This window comes from Micromonospora psammae, assembly GCF_036902725.1.
In the GTDB taxonomy this organism is placed as follows: domain Bacteria; phylum Actinomycetota; class Actinomycetes; order Mycobacteriales; family Micromonosporaceae; genus Micromonospora.
The window spans coordinates 19064-38737 of sequence record NZ_JBAKHM010000024.1 but is presented as its reverse complement, the minus strand read 5'-3'; the positions used below and the strand labels follow the sequence as shown (position 1 = coordinate 38737).

The window sequence follows — 19674 nt, the reverse complement described above, 5'->3', positions numbered from 1 at the left end:
AACCTCCGTCAGCCGGTGACGGTCAGCGTGTCGATGTTGAACAGCGGACCGTCACCGCCGCTGAACGTCAGGATCAGCGGACCGGTGCCGGTGCCGTTGAGGGTGGTGGAGACGGTCTGGAAGGTTTCCCAGCCACCGGTGACCGGCACCTGCACCGTGCCCAGCACCGGGCCGGTCTGCGAGCCCGACCGGATGGTGATGGTGCCGCCGAGGCCGCCGGAGGAGATCACCGCGGAGAAGCCGGTGCGCCCCACGGTGCTGACGTGTGAGTAGCCGGCCCAGTAGCCGTTACGAACCCGGCCGAGGGTGTCGCCGCCGCTGGCGGTGGTCTTGGCGACGCGCTGGACCCCGTAGGAGGAGGTGTACGACTCCCCCTCGACGGTGAGCGCGTCGCCGTCGAGCTCTTTGATACGGACGTTGCGGAACGACACGTCGTCGCCGACGCCGTGGTTCTGCAGGCCGATGTAACCCCGCAGGGTGCGGGAGGCGTCGGTGTTCGTGTAGTCGTTGATCTTCACGCCGTTGAGGAAGACCTGCACCCGCTCGCCCTGCACGAGCAGCTCGTAGGTGTTCCACGACCCGGGCGGGTTGAGGGCGGCGTCGCGGGCGGCGGTGTCGGCTGCCTTGCGGCGGTAGACGGCGCCGGTGGTGCGGTCGGCGGCGTCGGTGGCGTCGATCTGGATCTCGAACGCGCCGGAGTTGTACGAGCCGGGCGTCGACGTCGTCGGGTATCCGATCATGACGCCGGAGTTGTCGTCGCCGTCCATCATCCAGTCGAGCTTCAGCGAGTAGTCCTCGAACTGCCTGGCCGAGTACCAGAGGGTGCCGAACTCGCCGTACGACTTCAGCGTGGCATTGGAATTGGTGAACCCGCCTCCGCCGGCCTGCGACCAGCCCGTGGTCGATCCGTTGTAGAGGGTGGTGTAACCGTTTTCCGGCCGGCAGTCGTGCTTGGCGAAGCCGGCCGCGTATCGGATGCCGCCGAGCAGGTGGGTGCGGAAGCCGCTCTCGCCGAACGACGCGGCGGTGTGCCCGCCGCCGGTGTAGAACGAGCGCCCGTTGCCCACCGTCTTGCACCAGGCGATGGGGTGGTCGCCCATGTTGCCGCCCGAAAAGCTCGACTCGTCGAGACTGGCCAGCACGTGCACCGACGAGCGCGGGTTGGTGAGGTAGTTGTACCACTCGTCGGTGCGCGTCCAGGTCTTGCCGAGGTGCGCGGTGGCGGCGTGCGCACGGTCCTCCGCCGTGATGTTCGCCTGGGTGATGGACGCGTGGTAGTCCAGCCAGGCGCCCACGAGCTGCCCGTAGAACGGCCAGTTGTACTCGGTGTCGGCGGCCGAGTGGGTGCCGACGTAGCCGCCTCCGCCGTTGATGTACGACTCGAACGCGGTCTGCTGCGTGGCGTTCAGGACGTCGCCGGTGGTGTTGAGGAAGACCACCGCCTCGAACTGGGCGAGATTGCCGGTGGTGAACGCGGCGGCGTCCTCGGTGGCGGTCACCGTGAAGTTGTTCGCCGCACCCAGGTCCCGGATGGCCTGCAGGCCGTTGGCGATGGAGGCGTGCCGGTAGCCGGCGGTCTTCGAGAAGACCAGCACCTGGTACGCCGGGTCGGCGGCCTGCGCGGGCACCGCGCCGGCGGCGGCGGTGAGTAGCGCGGCCGCGGCTAGGCCCATGATCATGCGTCTCATGGATGTCCTCCCTGGTTCGTGGGATGGCGGTGGTCGGCGTCGGCGGGACCGCCGGTGGTCCCGGCACGGCCCCTGCGGCGGGGTCGTCAACTGAGGGTCACCGTGTCGACACGATCGGGCTCTGCGACACCCGTCCTCCAGGTCCCGCTGAACACGTCGCTCTGGTCTCCGCGCTAGGAGGGGAACAGCCGGACCCGGTCGCCGTCGTGACTGCGGGTTCAGGTGGTGACGGACTCAGCCGGTGACGACGACTTCGCGGACCAGGACGTCGCTGGCGGGTGTCGTGGGATGGGTGTCGGTCACGCGCAGGGTGACGAAGTAGCGGCCCGGTTGGGCGTACCGGTGGCTGGGCGTGGCTCCGGTAGCGGTCGTGCCGTCGCCGAAGGTCCACGACCAGGAGGCGACGGTGCCGGCGGGGTCGGCGGAGCCCCGGGCGTCGAAGGCGACGGTGCGCGGGTCGCCCGTGGCGGGGGTGGCCGTGAACGACGCGGTCGGTGCGGTGTTGTCGTCCGGTCCGGTGCCGGTCCGCAGCATGCGGGTGCGGTAGCGGGTGTAGCTGGGATAGTCGCCGGCCATCCAGACCACGTCCAGGGCGCTGCCGCTGGGCAGGCCCCACGGGGAGAAGGGCCGCATGTTCGGCTCGGTGGAACCGGAGGTGATGGCTTCGGTGCTCCAGCTGGTGCCGCCGTTGGGGGTGGTCCACCGCTCGATCTCGAAGACCCCGTCGACCTGCCGGGACACGAGCACCACCGACGGGTCGTCGTGGTCGAGGGTGATGCCGCCGGAGTAGTTGGGCTCGGCCGGGTCACCGCTGATCGTGCCGCCGGCGGCGGTGAGTTCGCGGTCGAACCAGCCGGTGCCGGTCCAGCGGGCGTAGCGGTAGCGGTGGTCGGCGTCGGTGGGGAACGTGGCGTACGTGATCACCGGGTGTCCGGACCGGTCGATGGCGATGTCGTGCACCCAGGCCTTGGCGCCGTGCGCCGCGGCGTCGTACACCTTGGTTGCTTGCGCGGGTGTCACCGCGGTGCCCATCGGTCCGATGCGGGTGCCGTCGGCCCGGTAGAGGCTGCCCGCCCGGTAGTACATGTAGTAGATGCTGGTCCGCAGGTTGCGCGGGTGCGCCTCGGTGAAGGCGAAGTGGATGGTGTCGCGGCCGTTGGCGGCGACCTTGACGTATGGCCGATGCCCCGGCGAGGAGATTAGCCGGGTGGCCGCGGTCCACCGGTCACCGCCGTTGGTGGTGGAGTAGGCCGGGTTGAAGTCGCCGCCGCGCCAGAACAGGTACAACCGGTTGTTCTCGCCGGACAGTTGCACCGGGTTGGGGTAGGTGTAGCCGTGAGTACCGGCGGTGTTCGTGGGCACCTGCTTGATCGGCTCCCACGCGGTGACGTCTTCCGGTTGTGCCGACCGCCGGTAGTACATGGCCGAGCCGCCGTGGGCCGACCAGAAGACGACGACCCGCCGGTCGGGGCGGATCACGATGGCCGGGTTGTTGTGGTCGTCGATCTGGAATCCGGTGGTCACCACCGAAGTCGTCCGCCGCGCGGTCGCGTGGTCGTACATCGCCACCCGGATCTCGCCGGTGGCGGTGATGTAGCCGAGGTAGGTACGCCGGTGACTGCCGTGGTAGTAGACGCCACGGGGGTCGGCGAACCAGCACCACGCACCGCTGCTGGCCAGTTCGGTGCGGGGGGCGGGGCCGGCCGCCTGCGCCGCCGGGGGGTCCGCGGCCGCCACGGCCGGTTGGCTGCCCGGACAGATCCCCAGAAGGAGCAGTGCCGCCACGGCGGTAGCCAGGAGCCGCCGTGGCAGCCCCGACGTCTGTCGCGTACCGGTCATCACCACCACCACCGATAAGAGGAAAGCGCTTTCCCAGGAGTGTATCCCGTGCGCTTTCCGTAGGGAAGCGTCGATGTGACGTGGCCCAGCCGCCGACGGCCACGGCCACCGAAATCGCCGGCTCGTTGATGGCCGCATCGCGGCGTTGGAACGCGCTGCGCGAATGGCAACAGGCGCCCGAGCCCGCCACCGTCACCGAGTGGATGCACGTCGCTGCGAGGCAGCACCTCGCCCTGCCGCGCAACGTTAACGCCACCACCGCGATCCTCATCGGCTACGGACCCGCCGTCGCGGTCCCCCCGGTCATCGACACCCTCACCCCACACGTCGAAGCGGCCGGCATCACCGTCCTCGACGCCCTGCGCGTCACCCACGGCATTGCTTCCGATGATCGCCGTCCCTACGCTGCCGTGAGATGTCAGCCGACGATCAACGGGGATCATGACCGGTCCTGCCGTGGCTCTGCTTGAGTGCGGGGCGTTGCTCGATGTCGTTCTACGTCTCGCCGAAGTAGCCCTCCTGCTCTCCGAGTAGCAGCGGAACGTCGTACACCGACATGTCCGGGCGAGCCCGGACGGCCTTGACTCGATGGCGCCACCGCTGATGCTCGAACGCCACATCCGCCTCGATTTCCACCACCAGCGTCGGCTCCACCTGTACGTACTGCAGCGGCTCCGGCCGGTCCAGCTGCCCTGACCAGGATGCCGGCAACGGCTGTGGCCACGGATGCACCACGGGGGCCCGTGGGTGCCGCCCAGACCGCAGCGCAGACAGCACCACCGCGAACTCCTGCCGTCGCTCGGCGTTCAGCGGGTGCGTGCGGCCGGTGTAGCGGAGCCGGCCCATCCGGTCGAACCGGCCCAGCAGCAGCGTGTCCGGCTCGCGCAGGCTGCCGGTCACCCCACCGATAATCGCCTCGGTGACGATTCGGGTCCGATACTTCAACCAGCCGCGTCGGCCGGGCTGGTATCGGTCGCCCAGGCGCTTGCTGACCACACCCTCGATACCAGCCGCGACGGTCCAGTGCATCAGCCAGTCCCCCACCTGCCGCATGTCGGCCGTCTGCGGAGTCAGAGTCAACTGCGCTGGTACGTCAGCGAGCAGCAACTCCAGCCGAGCCCGCCGCTGCGACAGCGGCAGATCGAGGATCACCCGTCCGTCGACGTCTGCGAGCAGATCGAACAGCACGTAGTGGGCGGGGCGGTCATTCGCCAGCCGCAGCACGCCGCGGCCGGCGGCGACACGCCGCTGCAGCTGCGCGAAGTTTGTTCGGCCACGCTCCCACACGATCAGTTCACCGTCGAGCACCACGCCGGGCGGCATGGACGCACGGAGCGTGTGGGCGATGTCAGGGAAGTAGGTGGTCAGGTTCCGGCCGGCCCGCGACTGCAGGTACACACCGTCGGCCTCGCGGAAGGCGACACACCTCCAACCGTCCCACTTCGGCTCGTGCACAAGGCCTGATCCCTCGGGCACCACGTCGACCGGCGCCGCGAGCATCGGCGCGACCGGACGACGCAGCACCGGTTCCGCTCCGGCCCCGGCCCGCGGGTGGCCGGGAGTCACCTCCAGTCCCCACCACGCCGGCGGCACGTCCCGCTCATCGTCCGCCCACCACGTCATCGTGGAAGAGACACAGGCTGCCTCGGGGCCAGATCCGCGACAACGAATGGCGCCCGCGGGCGGTCGTAGCGCGCTTGCCGCTGGGCCGGGCGTCATCTGCAGGTGGAGAGCCTCGCCGCAGCTACGGGCGCGGCCCGTGTGGTGATGCGTTCAGTTGGGGAGGCTGCGCCGTGACCCGCACCGCCGCCGGCTCGGGGGCAGAGTGTTACAGCCGCGTCGCGCGCCGTGGGGACGTACCGTCGAAGGGTGGACGTGCTGCTGCGCGGCGGGCCGGGTGACGGGCAGGTCGTGCTCAGCAGCGGGGAGACCGTCGTGTGGCAGGCCTGCCTGTACGAGATCACGACTGAGTACGGCCACCGGCACGGCCGGGACCTCAGGGTCTACCGGCACCGCCCCGACTGCTGCGAGCCCTATGGTCGAGGCGCCGAAGACCGCTGCGAATGACCGCCCCGCTGGTTCGCTATGCACCTCGCCGCGCCATCGAACATGGGTACCATCGCCCGGCGTTATCAGATGTGCTCTAAGGGCGTCAATGACCTGCCGGCCCGGCTCGCGCGGCTCCTTCATGCAGAAGTCGAGGCGGGGTTGGTGGACAGCCATCCCTGCGAACCTCGCCCGAAGGAAAGCACTCCGGGATAGAGGATCGAACGACCGACCTGCGGCCCGGGGTCGCCCCGTCATCCAGTGCGGCCGCTTTCCATCAGCCCACCAGGCCCTATGTCTCGGATGATCAAACAAGGACCACTCGACGTGGCCGCCACCCCAAGTCATCGACATTTGTGCAATCCTCAGACCGAGCAGAGCGGGATATTGGGGGACGCTGTGACGCTGGCTGGTGAGCGACGGAAGATGGACCTGGTCCCGCTTCGTCGACCCGCCTACCGAAGGCTGCTCGGCGGCTACGTCGTGTCGCTGCTGGGAGACCAGATCTATTTCTTGGCGCTGCCTTGGGCGGCGCTGCAGGAGACCGGATCGGCGGCGGTGGCCGCGCTCTTGCTGACGACGTCAGCGGTGCCTCGGGCCGTTCTTATGCTGGCCGGCGGTGTGCTGGTCGACCGGTTCGGCAGTAGACGGGTCATGCTGGCAAGCGACATCCTCCGGACCGTCGTCATGATCGCGGCCGCAGCGGCGGCATTCGGCGGCGTCGGCATAGTCGGCCTGTTCGTGGTCGCTGCGGTGTTCGGCACCGTTGAGGCCTTCTTCAACCCGGCGATTAATACGGTAGCGATAACGCTGGTGGATCGCGAGGAACTGCCAGCTGCCAATGGACTGCGGTCCCTCGCGGTCCGGATGTCCCAATCTGTCGGGCCGCTTCTAGGCGGTGTGGTGGTGGCCGCAGGCAGCATCGGCTGGGTGTTCCTTATCAACGCCGTGACGTTCGCCGTTTCGGTGCTGGCGATCTGGCGACTACCGGTCGACGCGCCCACAGGCGAAGCCGCGCCCACAGGATCCGAGCGTCGGTTCTGGAAGGAGATAGGTGCTGGATTGGCACACGCAGCCCGACACCCCAGGCTGCGGCCGCTGCTGGCCATCTCGTTGCTCATCACCTTCGGATTTGCCGGCCCTACCAACGTTGGCTTGCCTCTGCTGGCCTTTCAACAGGAGTGGGGCGCAGGCGGGCTGGGCATCCTGTTCGGCAGCCTTGGCGTTGGCGCCACCCTCGGCGCGCTCCTGGTGTCTTTCGGCTTGCTGCCCCACGCCGGGACGGGCCGACTACTCCTCGTGGCGTCGGCCGTGCAGGCTGTCTGCGCGGCAGTGACGCCATTTGTACTGTGGCTGCCGGTGGAGGTCGCCGTGCAAGCAGTCCTCGGCTTCGCGGCCATGGTGGCTGGCAACAGCGCACTGACCCTGGTGCAGTCGGAGGCAGATGGCGCCATGCGCGGTCGCACCATGAGCCTCATGTCGCTGAGCATGGTAGGCCTGGCCCCCTTGGCGTACGCCGGAGGCGGACTGATCGCCTCGGCATTTGGGCTCACCACGATGTTCCTCATAGGTGCGCTGATCCAAGCGGTTGCGGTTCTGATTGGGGTGACGTCGGCGGCGTTGCGCGCCGCGACGGTGGAGAGTTCAGCTTGAGCAACCAGCGCGTTCACGCCAGCGGGGCTACCGGCCAACGCCTCATGCGATATGGCAGCCACACGGCACGGCCTGCGAGTTGCGCTACCAGCCTCATGTCGACGAGCTGGTCAAGCAACGCCGGATCTACAATGGATTGCGGGATGTGCCGGTCAAGCGCTTCGCCGAACAATGACTGCAGCGCCGTCAGATCCATCGCGTACTGAAGACGGTTGGCCGAATCGCGGGCATCCTCGACGAGCGCGAAGCCAGGGCCTCGCCGCCAAGCCAGCATGCCGTAGCGCCACGACGAGCGCAAAGCAGGGTCGTCGCGAGGTGGCGTCAGGTGCCTCGCATGCTCGCGCGCGACGCTCGGCACCCCTCCAGCCCAATGCAGCGGCAACCCATGCGCGAGAGCGGCCTTGCCCAGCTCGAACCAGTCCGGAAGGGCATGCTCGGTCAGCGCGCCGCCATCGACCTTCAGCATGACGACGCCGGCGTCTGCAAGGGCTCGGACGTCGCGCGGAGCCAGCTTGGCCCCTGGCCACGCGTCGAGCTCGATGGTGACGCCGAGCCCCGCAACACCCGACGCCGGAAACGCCGCAAGCACGTGACCGGTCTCGTCCGGACCGATCCGGACGACCGCCCGCTTCTTCGCGGGGTCGTGTCGCACATGACCGGTCCCGCGCAGGGCGGCGAGCACCGGCTCCGATTCGGCGAACGGCATGGCCGGCGCGACGGTGCGAGCTGCGCCGGCAACCCGGGGCAGAGGATACGGGACGTGCTGTGGCGGCAACGGGCGCAATGACAGCTCACGCGGCAACGATTTCACCTTCTTCTTTCCACGACATCCGTTCGCGGACGTTTGCCGGCACTGCCAGCGCGACCCAGACCCCATCGTCTTCGTACACCAGGCCGAGCGTCCGCCAACGGTGCAGCAGGTCCTTCACCGTCTTGCTGTCGATGTCGTAGCCGCCGGCCCGCAGCGCGGCCTGTAACGCCGGCAGCGCCAGGTGCCTGGCCAGCGTGAGGTAGATCGCCGCTTCGTCGCCGCGTAGGACGTGGTCGCGGATCGGCCAGCCTTCGCGACGGTCTTCGATGAGGACTTCATCGGCGTCGAGCCGGTAGTTCAGCGCAGATCGCTCATAGGCTCGCTGCCAGTGTGCGATCACATCGCTCAACCGCTTCGCGGTCAGATCGTCGATGCCCCGCGGCGTGTACGCGAACGCGTACGCGATGTCGGCCAGTTCGGACTCTGACAGGGGATAGACGATCCCGTACCACTCGGCGGGCGTACGCCGCTCGTCGATGCCGAGTTCGGGGCGCAGGAACAGCGGGGAGAACCGGTCCAGCGACAGTCGGTTGCTCCTTTTCGGCGGCGGTAGGTGCACCAGGGCGGGAATCTGGTCGACCACGTGTGCGTAGTCGCGTTCCCAGTCTTCGCCCGGGAACCCGTACAGGTAGTTCCATAGCGGGAAAATGCCGTGCTCTAGGAACAGGCGCAACGCGCGTACCTGCGCCGCTCCCGTCGTACCCTTGTCCATGAGCGAAAGTGGTCCGGATGCGAGGCTCTCGATGCCCGGCTGAACGGACACCACACCCGCGGCTGCGAGCACGGCGAGTTCGTCGGGTTTGAGATTCGACTTCACCTCGTAGAAGATTCGCAGGTCCCAGCCGGCTTCCGCCAGCTGCGGCAACAGGGTCCTCAGGTATGCGGGGTCGAGGATGTTGTCGGTCATCGTCACGTCGAGAATCCCGAACTCGGTGACGGCCTCGGAGATCTCCTTCCAGGCCCGCTCGGGGGGCTTCGACCGGTAGCTGATGCTTCCGCCATTGAGGCCACAGAACGTGCACTGCCGCTTTTCACCCCACCAGCAGCCGCGCGACGTCTCCAGCCGGAGAAAGGTCTCAGAAATCCATGGACGCGCGGGAGAGCGGTGCACGTGGTCGAAGTACGGCCGGATGGTGGCGATGGGCAACGCGGGTCCTGGTGTCCCGACGGGTTTGTAAGGGTTCTCGACCGATCGGCCATGCGCGTCACGCCAGCAAAGGCTTGTCACGGACTCGAAGCCGCGCTTGTCGGCCATCGCCTCGAGCAATTCGGTCAGTGGTCGCTCTCCCTCGCCGCGAACGACGAAGTTGATCTGTGGGAAGTTGCGATGCAGCGCAGCGCCCATGTCCCCGTCGCAGTTCGCGCCGCCCAGGGCAATTGGCAGGTCGGGTCGTCGCTGCTTCAGGCGAAGGGCAACGGCCAGCGACGGGACGTTCTGCTCGAACGTCGTGGTCAGGCCGACCAGGTCCGGCCCCGTCGCCAGCACTCGTTCGACCACCTGATCGACGAATTCCGGCGCACGATGATGCAGCGCGATTGCCGGGCCGATGTCCTGGTAGCCCACGCGTTCGAGGTACGCCGTGAACTCGGGCTGCCGCCAGCCGGGCTCGAACAGCGTGGACGTAAAGACCCACTCTCCGACCCCATAGTCGAAACCTCCGCTGCTGATCGCGAGGTAGTCAGCAGGGCTGAGACCGGCGGCGGCGTCCAGGCAGTGCTCGGCATAGTTCAGGTTCTCGTAGAGCTGAGTGACCTCGTGGCCGAGGTCGGTAACAACGGTGTCCAGTGCGGACATCGCCATCGACGGCCACGTCAGCGCTTGCCAGGGCATGTTGACGAGCGTGATTCGCATTCGTGTCCTCGGTGACGAAGCCGATGGAGTGGCGCCCTACTAGACAGTGCCGCCCTTGTCTTGGCTCGGGCGTCGAGGCCCTCCGACGGTCCGACGTGGCGGATCATCCGCCCCTCGGGGGCGGCCATGAGAGGACGACGGCTGTGCCCTCATGTAGCAAACAGCATGCGGCGGCAGCATGCCGTTCGCCGACGCTACCGGCGTGCGCGACTCGCTACGGAGCGTCAGAAAGGCGCTCCCCACGAATCATCCCCATGCGACGCCGTCGGCACCCTCGCGGGCGACGACGATCCGCGCCTGACGGATCACGAGCCGGGTGCTGTCGCTCCCGCCCGCAGCCCTTGATGTCTGAGTAGGAACCTGCGTCGTGGATGTAGGGGTAGCGACGGTCGGCGTGCTGTTCATTCTGACTCCCGTCGAGCAGACCGGTTTCTTTATGGACTGGTTAACAGCAAGTGTTATTGCCGGCACCATTCGAGTCAACGGACGAGCGGCTACCCGTACGGGCTTGTTTAGAGGGCGTTTTGATCGGGTTGGTGGTAGTGCACGCTGGTTGATGTGGTCTTCGGGGCGGGCGGTGGGGGCCGTGATGATCGATGTACCTGCCCCACGGCCTCCCGCCATACGAGACCGTCCACGCCCAGTTCACCGCCGGGCGGCCGACGGCACCACCGAGACCATCCACGACCTGCTACGGATGCCGCGGCTCTCGCTCGCCTTCGGGTTCGGTGCCCAGGGACGGCATCGCCTCGACGAGGGTCCGGTGGATATACGCGAGGTCGGGATCGGACCACTCTGTCGAGTCCGAGTCGGTTTCAGCCTCCGCGGAGTCCCAGTCCACATCCGGAGCCTCGCCGTGCTGGTACACCCACCACATGTTTCCCCACGGGTCGATCATCCGGGAGAAGACCGTCCCAAAGAAGTCGGTCGGTCGGGTGATGAGCCGCGCGCCGTGCTTCATGGCGTGCGCGAGGACGCGCTCCAGGTCATCGACGTAGATCTGGGATAGCTGCGGGAGGAAGGGACAGTCCGGCTTGCGCTCGGCGAACATCAGGGTGGTGCCGCCGATCTCGAGCTCGGCGTGGAGCAGCAGGCCGTCGAAGTCGACGGTGCGGGCGTCGAGGTGTTCCTCACCGCCGAACACCTCCCGGAGGAAGGCGATCAGCCCGTCGGCGTCGTGGGTGATGAAGAACGGATTCAGGGTGGAGAACCCGGCCGGGGTCGCAGTGGTGTTCATGGTTGTCTTCCTGTCGGCGGCTGTCTGAGCTGGTGTCTCCACCCTCGCCGAACGGCCGTCCGGGGGTCTTGAAGAAAAGCGTCGACCTCAGTCGGTCGCCGCCGTGAGGATGCGCGCCGGCGTCTGGCCTCGGATGCGTCGCAGCTCTCGGGTGAGGTGGGCCTGATCCGCGTAGCCCACTGCGACGGCGACCTTGCCCGGCGGTACCCCCTCCCGGAGGAGACGGTAGGCACGGCGAGAGCGGTCGAGTCGCTCAATCTCCTTGCGCCGCAGGCCCGTCACGGACCAGAACCGACGCTGCCAGCTCCGTCGGGACAACCCACGATCGTCCCCACCGAGCGCCCGCCGGATGTCGGCGTCGGCAACCATCACCCCGTCAGCCACGAGCCGCGAGACGAAGGGCTCGAGCTCCTCCCACCCCGGGATCGGATATTGCCTTCTTCCGATGGTCACCCGTCCCTCAACGACCGGCAGCTCGGCGATCGCACCGCGCAGAAGCGCCTTGTCGACGCCCGGGATCACGACGTGGGCCGCGAGCTCGACGCCCCAGTACGACTCTCCGACACGTGAGCGGATCGGGAGACCCTCGATCCGCGGACCTGCGAGCTCCGCCGCAAGGCAGCCGTCCGTGCGACGGATGAACGAGAGGCCCCAATGCTCGCTCGCCTCGTCGGTGTAGTCGGCGGCCTCGTCGACGAAGGCACGCCAGATCGTGCGAATTTCGGGACTGCGCGAGACCCGCTGCTCCCACATGCGCTCATGCTAGGACGCGGGCATCCGCCGATCGCGGAGGCACGTAGCTCGGGCAGGGCGCGGAGATCACGCCCGGGACCACACTTCATGCATCTCCGGGGGAGGGCGGGATCTGGGGCGAAGCCCGAGGGTCTGTGATCGGCGATGCGCTGTCAGCCGGGACCTGGACGATGTCGCCGGACGACTCAACCAGGTCAATGAAACGACGCAGGATGGGCCAGGGGACATCGCCGCTACCAGCGCTGAACATCACTTCGCTCACCGGGCGCGGTGTGAACGGCCCATCGTCCGGCGTTGCGTCTGGGATCGTGACGGTGATGTACGGCCCGGTTCCGGGTGCTCCGGTCAGTCCGACCAGCTCGTACTGCCACGCGTTGTCGGGCAGGCTGTAGTACGAGTTGACCTCGTAGAGCTTGCCTTCGTGATCCCAGACTTCCACGGCAGCAGGATCACACACGTTCGTCAGACAAGGCAGTGCATAACTGGCCGCGCCGGCCCGGCCGATGCCGGCCGGAGGCCGCCAGCAGGCCGGCATACCTGGCTGCGCCGCTATGCCGAGGAAGGTTTGCCCGGGTTGCAGGACCGGTCACGGCGTCCGGACTCCTGCGCTCATCAGGCATCGCCGGAGGTGGAAGCGCTGGTGTGTGAGCTGCGCCGACACCACCCGAAATGGGGCTGTGATTGCCACGGTCAAGTTCGTCTCCTGGGGCGCCATCCCGCTCGGCGGGCTGCTCGCCGGCGCCCTGGCCGGGCCCCTCGGCACCCGCACCACTCTGCTCATCTTCGGGGCGCTCACCCTGCTGTCCCCGATCATCTATCTGTCGACCCCGATCCGCCGGATGCGCGACCTGCCGCTCGAGGCCGCCCCGGCACCCGCCGGCGCCCGGGTGTGAACCGCGCGAAGACCCCGCAGCGGACACGGGTGGAACTGGAACACCGCCATCTCGACCGGCACGGCCCCGGCTGGGAATCCGTCCGCGACGGCGTCGCTCACGACGAAGGATGGCCCCTCTACCTGGACCGCTACGCTGCCGGGCGGTATCGGGCGATCCGGCGTGCCGGCGCGGCTGCGCGCGGTGATGGCGTTGGGCGGCAACAGCCTCCCCTACTGCTGCAAGGGGACCCCGTGGAGGTGCTGCCCGACGCCCTCGCCCGTGTGCCAGCCGACGCCCTGCCGGTCGCCACCACGACGTGGGCGCTCTCGCGCTTCCCGCCTGAGCGCCATCCGCGCTTCGTGCACCGCCTCACGGAGGCGGCGACAGGGCAGGCGGTGGTGTAGGTATCGGCTGAGGGGTTCCGCGTCACGCCGGCGATACCAACACTTGGCGATCGCCGCACCTGTGTGCCCCCTGTGGCCCCCACATCGTCCATCGACGAACTGGTTACTGGCCCGTGGCTGGTCCGCGCGTCCGTTGGCTGCCCGCTCTGGCCTGACGCCGTTGCAGGGCCACGGCGACCAGTCCGGCGGCGAGGACTGTCAGCATGGCACCGGTCGCGAGCCACCAACGGCCCGGCAACTGCGCAGGCGCGGGTACGGCCGTGACAAGCGTCGGGGCAGCTCCGGGCGCGGACGGTGTGTTCGGCAACTGCGCAGGCGCAGGTGCGGGCGTAATTCCCGCGCACAGCCCAGTGGCGCCGTCGCTGGAATTCACGCGGTACCGGATGCCGACGCGGAAGTCGTAGCCGCAGCTGGCCTCCTGGCGGCCCACCTTCAGCCTGATCGTGGCCCCTGCCCCAAGGCTGCCCTTCTCGACCGATTCCACCGCGAGTTGGACCCCGGTGCCCGTCACATTTGTGATCGTGCCGACGACGATGAGGTCGGCTCGCTCGTCCGCCTGGTCGGCGCGCGCGCAACTGCAGGCCCAAGCTGGCTTCGCTGGTGAGGCGACCACGACGAGGCCGAGGCTGAGAGCGGTCAGGGCAAACAGAATCGCGGCGCGCAGCTTCACACCAACATCGACGCGCGCACGGTCCCAGGGGTTCCATCAGTCACTGCGATGCCGGTGGCTACGTTGACGCGGATCTCCTCGTGGCCGGGGAATAGGTACAGCTCGTGCCCGCTCATGCCCGTTCGGAGCACCGGCTACTGGCACGTTGGCTGGCACGTCGTCGCCGGCGTGCTGGCCGTATCGGCCCCGCCTGCCGCTACCGCGCAGGCATGAGTCGTCTCTGGACTGCCGGTCGCGGTTTTAACAGCGAACCTCAGCTTGGGAATCAAATTCATCTACACCAAGTAGGCGCGGTGCCTGGTGGATGAGTACGGTGCGTTCGTAGCCGTGCCGCTGGGGCGCTCCTGTGTGCTGGTGTTGATCGCTGCATCGGGGCACGGCCTGCGCTGCTCTGCGGTACCAACGGCCCGATCTGTAACCTCTTCGCGTGACGACTACCCACCCCACGGGCGAGCCGGCGGGAGTTGGTCCGCCGCTCGATCCTCGTGCACTGCTTCACTGCACGGACTGGGCCTCGCTCTGCCACGCGTATGGGCCAGCCGAGGATACGCCGTCGACGCTCACCAAGCTGATCGACGACGAGCCAGCAGTCAGAGCCGACGCGCTGGAGCACCTGTTCAACACGGTGTACCACCAGAACAGCATCTATCCAGCCACCGTACCGACCACCCTGTACCTCGCGGCGATCCTGGCCGAACCCTGCGCCCCCACCGCCCTCGTCGATGAGCGGATCCGCTATCGGGCCGTCCCGCCCCGTCCGCTGCGAGTGCTGCTCCTGGACCGGCTTGGCGGAATTGCCGACGACGTCAACGACGCCGTAGTGGCACAGTTGGAACGCCACGGCTTCTCCCTGGACAGCTACCCGGCAATGGCCGAGCTCCGCGCCCAGCGCCCTGTAATCCTCCAGGCCGTCTCCGCCTTCCTGCACGACCCTGACCCTGCCACCCGGCACGCGGCCGCAATCGCCGCCGCACTGCTCCTCGACAGTCCCGACCTAATCCGCCGAGCGGACCTCCTTCCCTTGATACATGCGGCGTTAGCCGAGGCCACCGATGAGCATCATCGTGACCGCGCCACCGAAATTATTGATGCCTGTACTACAAAAACCGAAACCGCGGCACCGCCTTCTGTTGGCCCGCACCAGGGAAGCCAGCCCACCGGCCGTACCACGTCAAGCTCACCTTGACGGCTCGTTCGGGCGCCGGTGTCGGGACCGGTCGTCGCGCGGCGAGGCCGTGGCGGGGATGCGGCGCGCGCACTCCGGGCAGGCCCCTGGCCTGCCGGCAACGCCGGTCCGAGGGGGCGCAGAGGCTCCGGGATCGAGGGCGGGTTTGGCGCGGCCGGCAGCGCCTGGTGCGGCCCGCAGGACCATCGCGCAGCGACGTGAAGCGCCCTTGACCTTGCACGGGCGGCACCGCACAACGCATCCCCACCACGGCCGGCGGTGACACGCCCTACGGCGCGGCGGTGCGATAGACGTACAGATAGTCCTCCCACACCGGCCGACAGCCGGACGGACCATCAGGGCATGCTGAGCATATGTACGTCCCTTGGCGGACCAGCGTTGACGTGTTCGCGCAGATCCTGCGGCGGCACGGCGTCGAGCAGGACTCTGTGACCGAATGCGGCGCGGCATGGGCTGCGTTCGCTGAGTTTTTGCAACTGAACATCGGCGGCATCGACCAGACTCCGGACTCCGATGCCGATGGCTTCATCATCCAGTGGGGCCGACGGTCATGGAGCGACAACCGCCTGATTCTGACCTTCACCCGGCAGCTGGCCATCGCTGATGTCGGTGACGATGACGATCCCTACCGCCAGACTGAACTATGGCAACTCGGTTTGGAGATGGCCTTCGACGATGAGGCCGCTCTGATCGGCCTTGAAAGCCTCGACGTTCAGGACACGGGGTTCAAGTTCGCTCCCACCGGGCCACTACGGGCCGCAGCGCTGATGGATACCTGGGCGGAGATGCAACGGCATGCGCCTGTCCGAGCAGCCTGGATCGCGACCCCGGCGAGTAGCGGCTTGTCCTTCGAGTGCGTCTGCTGACTCCAGGCTCCCTACCCGTGCCGCCCTGATCACCAGCTCGACGAGCACGAAAGGACACGACCCATCGGCGGGAAGTGGTACCACCACGACTCCGCCCTCCGGCGTCAGCCGCCCGCTTGGCGGTGCCAGGAGACACGACGAAGACCCCTAGCGGGCCAACGTCCACGGCTGGTGGTGCTATGTGGCCGCCCTGGGCTCGGCGTGCAGGTCAGCGGAAGGCCGGGTGGGCCGGACCGTCCCCCCTCGTCGCTGCGCTGGGAGACGGGAGCCTCACAGGCGGACCGCGCGTCGCTGCTGGGAGATGCCCCGGACCATGCGGAACGTCGGCCGGTCTGATCCTGCGGTGAAGGGCGGAGCCGACTCCACCGCAGGATCGTCCAGACCTGGAATCAGTCGTCCTTTCGATGCGGCACGGAGAACTCCTCCATCCGCATCAGCGGCGCCAGGCGCTGCTTCATGGCGCCGCCGCTGAACGGTTCACGGAGCACGTCGTTGGCGAGGGCGTTGCCCAGCGCTGCCATGATCATGCCTTGGTCCAGGGACAGGTAGCGCTCCGACGCCTGCCCCGTGGTCACGTTGATGGCGTCATAGAAGCCGCCCGGACCGTACGCGTCGAAGTCCCGCCGCAGGTTCGCCAGGTTCTGCAGGGCCTCGTCCTCGGCGTAGCGCAGCGCCAGGAACGAGGCGTGCGGGGTCACCACGCCCTGCCCGTACGCGGTGGGCAACGGCTGCGCCGGCCGGCACTCCCCATAGCCGTAGTCGACGGTGGTGCGCTCCTGGTCCGAGGTGTATCCGCCGGCGTCCATCCCGATCGGGTCCACCCCGTACTCCCGGTACCCGCCCGCCGGGTTGTTGGACGGCGAGAACCCCCAGTACCCGTAGCCGGCCTCGCGCAGTCCGTGCTCGATCTGCGCCCGCACGTACGTCGGGTGGTTGATCGCCCAGCTGCGGCGGCCCCACTTCTCCTCCGGCACGAACAGCGGCACCATCAGCGCCTCGAACATCGACCCGCCCCAGGTCGGCACGAGTTGCATGCCTCGGTAGCGGTAGGCGCCCTCGAACAGCCGTACGCCGAGGTAGGTGCGCCACTCACCGACGGCCCGCTGCTCGGACCACGCCCAGTCACAGCCCTCCGGCGGGAAGGTCCGCCACGTCCCGAAGTAGTGCTCGCGGGGAATCTGACCAGCGGCGATACCGAGATAGCTGGCGATGCGCGGCTCGGTGTTGAAAGCGCCGTAGTGGTGGCAGGTGTAGTAGACGTCCGGGCCGCCCCGGTAGTTGCCCGCGACCGAGCACCCCGGCGGCGGGTCCACCCAGAAGCCACCGCGGATCTGGCGTTCGGCCGGGTTGTAGTAGTACCCGAAGTCCATCCGGCGCAGCAGCGCCTGGGCCGGCGCCGCCAACTCCGGCACCTTGGCCTTGACGATCGTCAGGGCGGTCGCGAGCCATCCGTTGTCGACGCTGGACAGGAACGGGTGGACGGTGCTGTCGTCGACCGGCCACGTGGTGAGTTTCGCTCCCGTCGACGGGTCGTACCAGTTGTAGTACATGCCCGAGGCTTGGTGGATCTCCAGTCGGGCCAGCGTGTCGAGGGTCTTGGCGATGCGGCCGCGGGCCTCGCCGGCGGAGATGAGCCGGGTCTCCCTGGCGACCACGGTGCTCCACAGGTACGCGCCGATGTTGGTCGGCGAGGTGTACGCCGAGCGGTCGGCCGGGTCGAGGTCACCGCCGATGTTGTCGGCGACCAGGCCGGTGGCCGGGTCCACCATGGCGACGAAGGATCGCCAGGTGTCGGCGGTGTAGCGGTGCAGCTCGGCGTTACGGCCCGCGGTGGAGTGCGGGGCCGGGCCGGTCGGGGACGGTGGTGCGGCTGTGGCCGCGGGCGCGGAGGTGACGACCAGTCCGAGAGACATGATCATTCCTGCCGCGACCGTGAGACGGGATCTGGATCGCACGGAACACTCCTCACTTGAGGCCGGTCATGGCGATGCCTTGCACGAAGTAGCGCTGCAGCAGCACGAAGATGAGCAGGATCGGCAGGATGGTCGCCACCGAGCCCGCCATCAGCAGGCCGTAGCGGGTGCTGTTCTCCCCGATGGCGTACAGCGCCAGGGCCACGGGGAGGGTGTACTTCTCCTCGGACTGCGCGACGACCAGCGGCCAGAGGAAGTTGTTCCAGGTGGCGAGGAACTGCAGGATCCCCAGCGTGGCCAGAGCAGGCCCGCACAGCGGCAGGATCACCCTGGCGAAGATCCTGAACTCCCCGGCGCCGTCCACCCGGGCCGCGTGGATGAGGTCGTCGGGCAGGCCGAGGATGAACTGGCGCATCAGGAACACCCCGAACGGCTGAGCCAACCACGGCAGGATGAGCCCGGAGTAGCTGTTCACCATGCCGAGTTGACTGACGAGCATGAACAGCGGGACGAACGTGACCATGCCCGGCACCATCAGCATCCCGAGGACGAGCGCGAACACGACCCGCTTGCCGGGGAACTGAAGCTTCGCCAGGGCGTAGCCGAGCATCGAGCAGAAGACCAGGTTGCCCACGGTGATGGCCAGGGCCACGAGGGTGCTGTTGAAGAAGAACTGCGGGAAGTCCAACTGGGTCAACAGTTGGCGGTAGTTGTCCGTTGTCGGAGACGCGGGTAACCAGGTGGGCGGTACCTGCCGAAGCTCGGCGTCGGGCTTGAACGAACCGAGCAGCATCCAGACGAACGGACCGACGAGGAGTACGAGGCCACCGGCGAGGACGGCGTACACCCACAGGTGCCCCCGGGCCTCCGACGCCGAGGTGGCTGACCGACGCGGTGCGGGGGTGGACGTGGGCGCCGGCGTCTGTACGGGAGTCGTCATGACGTTCCCCCTACGTCTTCGAGCGGAGCAGCCGGAACTGCACCAGTGTCAGGACGAGAATGGCGATGAACAGGACATAGCTGATGGCCGCGGCGTAGCTGTAGTTGCCGAAGCCGAACTGGTTGTAGATGTAGAAGGCCACCGACAGGGTCTTGTCCAGCGGGCCGCCCTGCGTCATCACGAACGGCTCCTCGAAGAACTGCAGGTATCCGATGCCGGTGATGACGCCGCCGAAGAGCAGCGTGGGCCGCATCAACGGCAGCGTGACGTGGCGGAACCGCGACCATGCGTTGCTGCCGTCCATGGCCGCCGCCTCGTACAGTTCCCGTGGGATCGCCTGCAGCCCGGCCAGGAAGATGACCATCAGGAACCCCATGTTCCGCCAGGCTGCCATGACGATGAGCGCGGGCATGGCCGTCCTGGTGTCGGTGAGCCAGTTCGGCCCGTCGATGCCGAGGTAGCCGAGCAGCGTGTTGACGATGCCGCTGTCCGGCTCGAGCAGGAAGCGCCAGACGACGGCGATGGCCACGATGCTCGTGACCACCGGCAGGTAGTAGCCGACCCGGAAGAACGTCCGGAACCTGGTGATTCCGGCGTCCAGGCCGACCGCCGCCGCGAGCCCGAGGACCATCGTCAGCGGGATCCCGACCACCACGAAGTACGCCGTGTTGAGGGCGGCCTGCCGGAACGTGTCGTCGCCGAACAGCTTGACGTAGTTGTCCAGGCCGATCGGGTTGACCCCGAGGGGGTCGCGCAGATCGGCGCTGCGCAGATCGGTGAAGCTCATGGCGAACGAGGCCAGCACCGGTCCCGCCATGAACACCGCGAAGACGAGCAGGAACGGAAGCGCGAAGCCCCAACCCGCGACGCCCTCGCGGCGCCTGACCCTGGCCCCCCGGTTGCCGCCGGTGCGCGGTCGCTGCGCGGTGGCGGAGGCCACC

The 19674-nt window shown here is 68.1% G+C and carries 19 protein-coding genes and 1 pseudogene; 8 read left to right on the top strand and 12 right to left on the bottom strand.

Annotated features, from left to right (window positions below; all coding sequences use genetic code 11):
* Window positions 1–8: 8 nt before the first annotated feature.
* Both V6U79_RS24070 and V6U79_RS24065 read right to left on the bottom strand, forming a co-directional pair.
* A complete protein-coding gene (locus V6U79_RS24070) occupies window positions 9–1688 on the bottom strand; it encodes a ThuA domain-containing protein (RefSeq protein WP_334615910.1) in 1680 nt (559 codons plus the stop codon).
* Window positions 1689–1922: 234 nt separating this feature from the next.
* Window positions 1923–3425: a BNR-4 repeat-containing protein gene (locus tag V6U79_RS24065; RefSeq protein WP_334520314.1), complete on the bottom strand. Its 1503-nt coding sequence runs from the start codon at window positions 3423–3425 to the stop codon at window positions 1923–1925.
* 182 nt (window positions 3426–3607) lie between these two features.
* Between V6U79_RS24065 and V6U79_RS24060 the strand changes: the two genes are divergently transcribed.
* Window positions 3608–3997 carry a hypothetical protein gene (locus V6U79_RS24060; protein ID WP_334520317.1) on the top strand — a complete coding sequence of 130 codons (390 nt, stop codon included), beginning with the start codon at window positions 3608–3610 and terminating at the stop codon, window positions 3995–3997.
* A 25-nt stretch (window positions 3998–4022) separates the two neighbouring features.
* On the opposite strand, the gene V6U79_RS24055 is transcribed toward V6U79_RS24060, so the two are convergent.
* Entirely contained in the window at window positions 4023–5150 is a 1128-nt protein-coding gene (locus V6U79_RS24055; RefSeq protein WP_334520320.1) for an ATP-dependent DNA ligase, read from the bottom strand.
* A gap of 246 nt (window positions 5151–5396) precedes the next feature.
* Here V6U79_RS24055 and V6U79_RS24050 point away from each other — a divergent pair, with 246 nt between their 5' ends.
* The gene (locus tag V6U79_RS24050) at window positions 5397–5594 is read left to right on the top strand and encodes a hypothetical protein (protein ID WP_334520323.1); all 198 of its coding nucleotides are present in this window, start codon (window positions 5397–5399) and stop codon (window positions 5592–5594) included.
* Between the two features lie 405 nt (window positions 5595–5999).
* On the top strand, window positions 6000–7226 hold the full coding sequence (locus V6U79_RS24045; RefSeq protein WP_334520326.1) for an MFS transporter: 1227 nt from the start codon (window positions 6000–6002) through the stop codon (window positions 7224–7226).
* 13 nt (window positions 7227–7239) lie between these two features.
* Here the strand turns inward: V6U79_RS24045 and V6U79_RS24040 are convergent, their stop codons facing one another.
* From V6U79_RS24040 to V6U79_RS24020, 5 genes are all read right to left on the bottom strand, one after another.
* Window positions 7240–8028, bottom strand: coding sequence for a DUF5825 family protein (locus tag V6U79_RS24040; protein WP_334615909.1), 789 nt, complete (start codon window positions 8026–8028; stop codon window positions 7240–7242).
* Window positions 8018–9889, bottom strand: coding sequence for a RiPP maturation radical SAM C-methyltransferase (locus tag V6U79_RS24035; protein WP_334615907.1), 1872 nt, complete (start codon window positions 9887–9889; stop codon window positions 8018–8020). Before V6U79_RS24035 ends, V6U79_RS24040 begins: the two co-directional genes overlap by 11 nt.
* Window positions 9890–10580: 691 nt before the next feature.
* Window positions 10581–11126 (bottom strand): VOC family protein, encoded by a 546-nt coding sequence (locus V6U79_RS24030; protein ID WP_334615906.1) that lies wholly within the window; start codon window positions 11124–11126, stop codon window positions 10581–10583.
* Between the two features lie 87 nt (window positions 11127–11213).
* Window positions 11214–11879, bottom strand: a complete 666-nt coding sequence (locus tag V6U79_RS24025) for a helix-turn-helix domain-containing protein (protein ID WP_334520335.1) — start codon at window positions 11877–11879, stop codon at window positions 11214–11216.
* Window positions 11880–11964: 85 nt separating this feature from the next.
* The gene (locus V6U79_RS24020) at window positions 11965–12318 is read right to left on the bottom strand and encodes a hypothetical protein (protein WP_334520337.1); all 354 of its coding nucleotides are present in this window, start codon (window positions 12316–12318) and stop codon (window positions 11965–11967) included.
* A 93-nt stretch (window positions 12319–12411) separates the two neighbouring features.
* Here V6U79_RS24020 and V6U79_RS24015 point away from each other — a divergent pair.
* The 3 genes and pseudogenes from V6U79_RS24015 to V6U79_RS24005 all read left to right on the top strand — a co-directional run.
* Window positions 12412–12555: pseudogene (locus V6U79_RS24015) on the top strand (helix-turn-helix domain-containing protein); the annotation flags it as partial.
* Window position 12556: 1 nt separating this feature from the next.
* On the top strand, window positions 12557–12772 hold the full coding sequence (locus V6U79_RS24010; RefSeq protein ID WP_334615947.1) for a hypothetical protein: 216 nt from the start codon (window positions 12557–12559) through the stop codon (window positions 12770–12772).
* Between the two features lie 29 nt (window positions 12773–12801).
* A complete protein-coding gene (locus V6U79_RS24005) occupies window positions 12802–13158 on the top strand; it encodes a DUF2332 family protein (protein WP_334520418.1) in 357 nt (118 codons plus the stop codon).
* 103 nt (window positions 13159–13261) lie between these two features.
* On the opposite strand, the gene V6U79_RS24000 is transcribed toward V6U79_RS24005, so the two are convergent.
* Complete coding sequence (locus V6U79_RS24000; protein WP_334615905.1) at window positions 13262–13828, bottom strand: hypothetical protein; 567 nt, start codon at window positions 13826–13828, stop codon at window positions 13262–13264.
* A gap of 427 nt (window positions 13829–14255) precedes the next feature.
* Between V6U79_RS24000 and V6U79_RS23995 the strand changes: the two genes are divergently transcribed.
* Both V6U79_RS23995 and V6U79_RS23990 read left to right on the top strand, forming a co-directional pair.
* On the top strand, window positions 14256–15014 hold the full coding sequence (locus tag V6U79_RS23995; protein ID WP_334615903.1) for a hypothetical protein: 759 nt from the start codon (window positions 14256–14258) through the stop codon (window positions 15012–15014).
* A 383-nt stretch (window positions 15015–15397) separates the two neighbouring features.
* A complete protein-coding gene (locus tag V6U79_RS23990) occupies window positions 15398–15880 on the top strand; it encodes a hypothetical protein (RefSeq protein ID WP_334520346.1) in 483 nt (160 codons plus the stop codon).
* 389 nt (window positions 15881–16269) lie between these two features.
* Here V6U79_RS23990 and V6U79_RS23985 read toward each other — a convergent pair whose 3' ends face one another.
* From V6U79_RS23985 to V6U79_RS23975, 3 genes are read right to left on the bottom strand one after another with little or no spacing between them, the layout of a single operon-like run.
* Entirely contained in the window at window positions 16270–17793 is a 1524-nt protein-coding gene (locus tag V6U79_RS23985; protein ID WP_334615902.1) for a glucoamylase family protein, read from the bottom strand.
* 52 nt (window positions 17794–17845) lie between these two features.
* Window positions 17846–18733 carry a carbohydrate ABC transporter permease gene (locus V6U79_RS23980; protein WP_334520352.1) on the bottom strand — a complete coding sequence of 296 codons (888 nt, stop codon included), beginning with the start codon at window positions 18731–18733 and terminating at the stop codon, window positions 17846–17848.
* Window positions 18734–18743: 10 nt separating this feature from the next.
* Window positions 18744–19673, bottom strand: coding sequence for a carbohydrate ABC transporter permease (locus V6U79_RS23975; RefSeq protein WP_334615901.1), 930 nt, complete (start codon window positions 19671–19673; stop codon window positions 18744–18746).
* Between the last annotated feature and the right edge of the window lies 1 nt (window position 19674).

Coding starts and splice junctions, on each gene's coding strand:
- V6U79_RS24035 (WP_334615907.1), bottom strand. CDS start 9,889: ATGCGAATCACGCTCGTCAACATGCCCTGGCAAGCGCTGACGTGGCCG.
- V6U79_RS24045 (WP_334520326.1), top strand. CDS start 6,000: ATGGACCTGGTCCCGCTTCGTCGACCCGCCTACCGAAGGCTGCTCGGC.
- V6U79_RS24055 (WP_334520320.1), bottom strand. CDS start 5,150: ATGACGTGGTGGGCGGACGATGAGCGGGACGTGCCGCCGGCGTGGTGG.
- V6U79_RS23985 (WP_334615902.1), bottom strand. CDS start 17,793: ATGTCTCTCGGACTGGTCGTCACCTCCGCGCCCGCGGCCACAGCCGCA.
- V6U79_RS24030 (WP_334615906.1), bottom strand. CDS start 11,126: ATGAACACCACTGCGACCCCGGCCGGGTTCTCCACCCTGAATCCGTTC.
- V6U79_RS23980 (WP_334520352.1), bottom strand. CDS start 18,733: ATGACGACTCCCGTACAGACGCCGGCGCCCACGTCCACCCCCGCACCG.
- V6U79_RS24070 (WP_334615910.1), bottom strand. CDS start 1,688: ATGAGACGCATGATCATGGGCCTAGCCGCGGCCGCGCTACTCACCGCC.
- V6U79_RS24025 (WP_334520335.1), bottom strand. CDS start 11,879: ATGTGGGAGCAGCGGGTCTCGCGCAGTCCCGAAATTCGCACGATCTGG.